The sequence below is a fragment of the Pelagibius sp. genome (assembly GCF_028289705.1).
Taxonomy (GTDB): Bacteria; Pseudomonadota; Alphaproteobacteria; order Kiloniellales; family Kiloniellaceae; genus Pelagibius.
On sequence record NZ_JANQOI010000054.1, the window covers coordinates 1 to 3,795 of the forward strand.

Annotated in this window: 2 protein-coding genes and 1 pseudogene; all 3 read left to right on the plus strand. The window is 65.6% G+C overall.

What is annotated here, in order from left to right:
- A pseudogene (locus Q0996_RS06460) lies at positions 1 to 2,659 on the plus strand (DNA-directed RNA polymerase subunit beta'); the annotation flags it as partial.
- 326 nt (positions 2,660 to 2,985) lie between these two features.
- A complete protein-coding gene (rpsL, locus tag Q0996_RS06465) occupies positions 2,986 to 3,357 on the plus strand; it encodes a 30S ribosomal protein S12 (protein ID WP_167224145.1) in 372 nt (123 codons plus the stop codon).
- A 15-nt stretch (positions 3,358 to 3,372) separates the two neighbouring features.
- Positions 3,373 to 3,795: 30S ribosomal protein S7 (rpsG, locus tag Q0996_RS06470; RefSeq protein ID WP_299616985.1), on the plus strand; the 423-nt coding region annotated here is incomplete at its 3' end.

Sequence of the window (3,795 nt, forward strand, 5' to 3'; positions counted from 1 at the left end):
CGGCATCTACTACCTCTCCATGGAGGCCGACGGCGAGCCGGGCGAAGGCATGCTGTTCGGCGACATGGGCGAGATCGACCATGCCCTCTCCTCCGGCGCGGTCACACTGCACGCCAAGGTCAAGGCACGCTACGAGACCGTGGACGAGAACAACGTTCCGGTCCGCCTGACGGTCGACACCACCCCGGGCCGCATGCTGCTGTCCGAGGTGCTGCCGCGCCATCCCAAGGTGCCCTTCAGCCTGCTCAACCGGGTGATGACCAAGAAGGAAATCACCGAGCTGATCGACATCGTCTACCGCCACTGCGGGCAGAAGGACACGGTGATCTTCTGCGACCGGATCATGGCGCTGGGCTTCGGCTATGCCTGCAAGGCCGGCATCTCCTTCGGCAAGGACGACCTGATGATCCCCGACGCCAAGTCGGCGCTGGTGGAAGAGGCCCAGGCCAAGGTGAAGGAGTTCGAGCAGCAGTACCTCGACGGCCTGATCACCCAGGGCGAGAAGTACAACAAGGTGGTCGACGTCTGGTCCCAGTGCACCGACCGGGTGGCCGACGAGATGATGAAAGTGATCTCCGGCTCCAAGGGGCGCAACGTCAACGCGGTCTACATGATGGCCGACTCCGGCGCCCGCGGCTCGGCGGCCCAGATCAAGCAGCTTGCCGGCATGCGCGGCCTCATGGCCAAGCCCTCCGGCGAGATCATCGAGACGCCGATCATCTCGAACTTCAAGGAAGGCCTGACGGTGCTGGAGTACTTCAACTCCACCCACGGAGCCCGTAAGGGCCTGGCCGACACCGCCCTGAAAACCGCCAACTCCGGCTATCTGACGCGGCGTCTGGTGGACGTGGCGCAGGACGCCATCATCATCGAAGAGGACTGCGGCACCGACCGCTTCCTCAAGGTGAGCGCGGTGGTCGACGGCGGCGAGGTCATCGCCTCCCTGGGCGAGCGCATCCTCGGCCGCACGGCGCAGGAGGACATCGTCGATCCGCTGTCCGGCGACGTGATCCTCAAGCGCGGCCAGCTCATCGAGGAAGACAAGATCGATCAGATCGAGCGGGCGGGCATCGATTCGATCCAGATCCGCTCGGCCCTGATGTGCGAGTCGGTGGGCGGCATCTGCGCGGCCTGCTACGGCCGCGACCTGGCCCGCGGCACCAAGGTGAACGTCGGCGAGGCGGTGGGCGTGATCGCCGCCCAGTCGATCGGCGAGCCGGGCACCCAGCTCACCATGCGCACCTTCCACATCGGCGGGGCCGCCCAGCGCGGTGCCGAGCAGTCCTCGGTGGAGGCGGCGGCCGACGCCACGGTGGCTATCGCCAACCGCAACGTGGTGCTGAACTCCGAGGGCGTGCCCATCGTCATGGGCCGCAACCTCGAGGTGGTGCTGAACGACGAGCAGAACCGCGAGCGGGCCCGCCACCGGGTGCCTTACGGCGCCAAACTGCTGGTGGACGAGGGGGCCGAGGTGAAGCTGGGCGACAAGCTCGCCGAGTGGGATCCCTACACCATCCCCATCATCACCGAGCGGGAGGGTGTGGCCAACTACGTCGACCTCATCGAGGGCACCTCGATCAGCGAGGTCATGGACGAGACCACCGGTATCTCCAATCGCGTGGTCATCGACTGGAAGCAGCAGCCCCGCGGCAACGACCTGAAGCCGCGCATCACCCTGCGCGACGACAAGGGCGAGGTGGTGACCCTGGCCAACGGCATGGAGGCCCGTTACTTCATGTCGGTGGACGCCATCCTCTCGGTGGAGAACGGCGCCCATGTGAAGGCCGGTGACGTGCTGGCCCGTATCCCGCGGGAATCCTCCAAGACCCGCGACATCACCGGCGGTCTGCCGCGGGTGGCGGAGCTCTTCGAGGCGCGCAAGCCCAAGGACTACGCCATCATCAGCGAGATCGAAGGGCGCATCGAGTTCGGCAAGGACTACAAGACCAAGCGCCGCATCGTGGTGGTGCCGGAGGACGAGGAGCAGGAGTCCCGCGAGTACCTGATCCCCAAGGGCAAGCACATCTCGGTGCAGGAGGGCGACTACGTCCAGGTCGGCGACATGCTGCTGGACGGCAACCCGGTGCCCCACGATATCCTGGAGGTGCTGGGGGTCGAGGCCCTGGCCGACTACCTGATCGACGAGATCCAGAGCGTCTACCGCCTGCAGGGCGTGAAGATCAACGACAAGCACATCGAGGTGATCGTCCGCCAGATGCTGCAGAAGGTCGAGATCTCCGACGGCGGCGATTCGACCCTGCTGGTGGGCGAGCAGGTGGATCGCGACGAGTTCGACGCGGTCAACGACAAGGTGATCGCCGATGGCGGCAAGGCGGCCTCCGGCAGCCCGGTTCTCCAGGGCATCACCAAGGCCAGCCTGCAGACCCGCTCCTTCATCTCGGCAGCCTCCTTCCAGGAGACCACCCGGGTGCTGACCGAGGCGGCGACCCACGGCAAGGAAGACCGCCTGATCGGCCTCAAGGAGAACGTGATCGTCGGGCGCCTGATTCCGGCGGGCACCGGCTCGATCATGAACCGTCTGAAGCGTCTGGCCGCCCAGCGCGACCAGGAGCTCATCGAGGCGCGCGAGCAGGCGGCGCTGACCAGCGAGGCCGAGGCCGAGTCGGAGGTCAGCGAGGAGGAAAGCTCGGTGGCCTGACCGCCATCGGTTGCAGAATTGTTACCAATTGGGCCGCGCTCCGGAAACAAATGATCGCCGACTCCGGGGCGCGGCGCATCCTTGGAAGCTTTTGAAAAATTAGGGTTTCCAGGGTTTAACGCTCTTGACGGGGGGTAGGGCCGCCCATATATTGCGGCCACCTTTCGGGGGGCTGGTGGTAGTCCCACTCGCGGCCTAGACGCAGCCCCTGGCGATTACGGTATTGAAATAGATAGCTGTTTTCGACGGCGATGTGGCATCCGCAGGGCTGAAATACAGCCCTTTGCGGTGCTTTGTCTCGGAAACCGGGCGCATAGGAAAACCTGATGCCAACGATCAACCAATTGATCCGCAAGCCGCGCAAGCCTGAGGTTGTGCGCAACAAGGTGCCGGCCCTGGAGGCCTGCCCGCAGAAGCGCGGGGTTTGCACGCGCGTCTACACGACGACGCCGAAAAAGCCGAACTCGGCCCTCAGAAAGGTGGCGCGCGTGCGCCTGACCAACGGATTCGAGGTGACCAGCTACATCCCGGGCGAGGGCCACAACCTGCAGGAACACTCCGTGGTCATGATCCGCGGCGGCCGCGTCAAGGACCTGCCCGGCGTGCGCTATCACATCATCCGCGGCACCCTCGATACCCAGGGCGTCAAGGACCGCCGCCAGCGCCGATCCAAATACGGCGCCAAACGGCCCAAGTGAGCCAGGGAGTAAGGCATGTCACGCCGTCGTAGAGCCGAAAAGCGGGAAGTCCTGCCCGATCCGAAATTCGGCGACATCGTTCTCAGCAAGTTCATGAACTGCCTCATGTACGACGGCAAGAAGTCCGTCGCCGAGGGCATCGTCTACGGCGCCCTCGACCGCGTGCAGTCGCGCGGCGGCCAGGACCCGGTGCGGGGCTTCCACGAGGCGCTGGACAACGTGAAGCCGGACATCGAGGGGCGCTCGCGCCGCGTCGGCGGCCCCACCTATCAGGTGCCGGTCGAGGTGCGTCAGGACCGCGGCCAGGCTCTGGCCATCCGCTGGCTCATCTCGGCCTCTCGGGCACGCTCCGAGCTGACCATGACCGAGCGCCTGGCCGGAGAGCTGATGGACGCCTCCAACAACCGGGGCGCAGCCGTGAAGAAGCGGGAGGATACC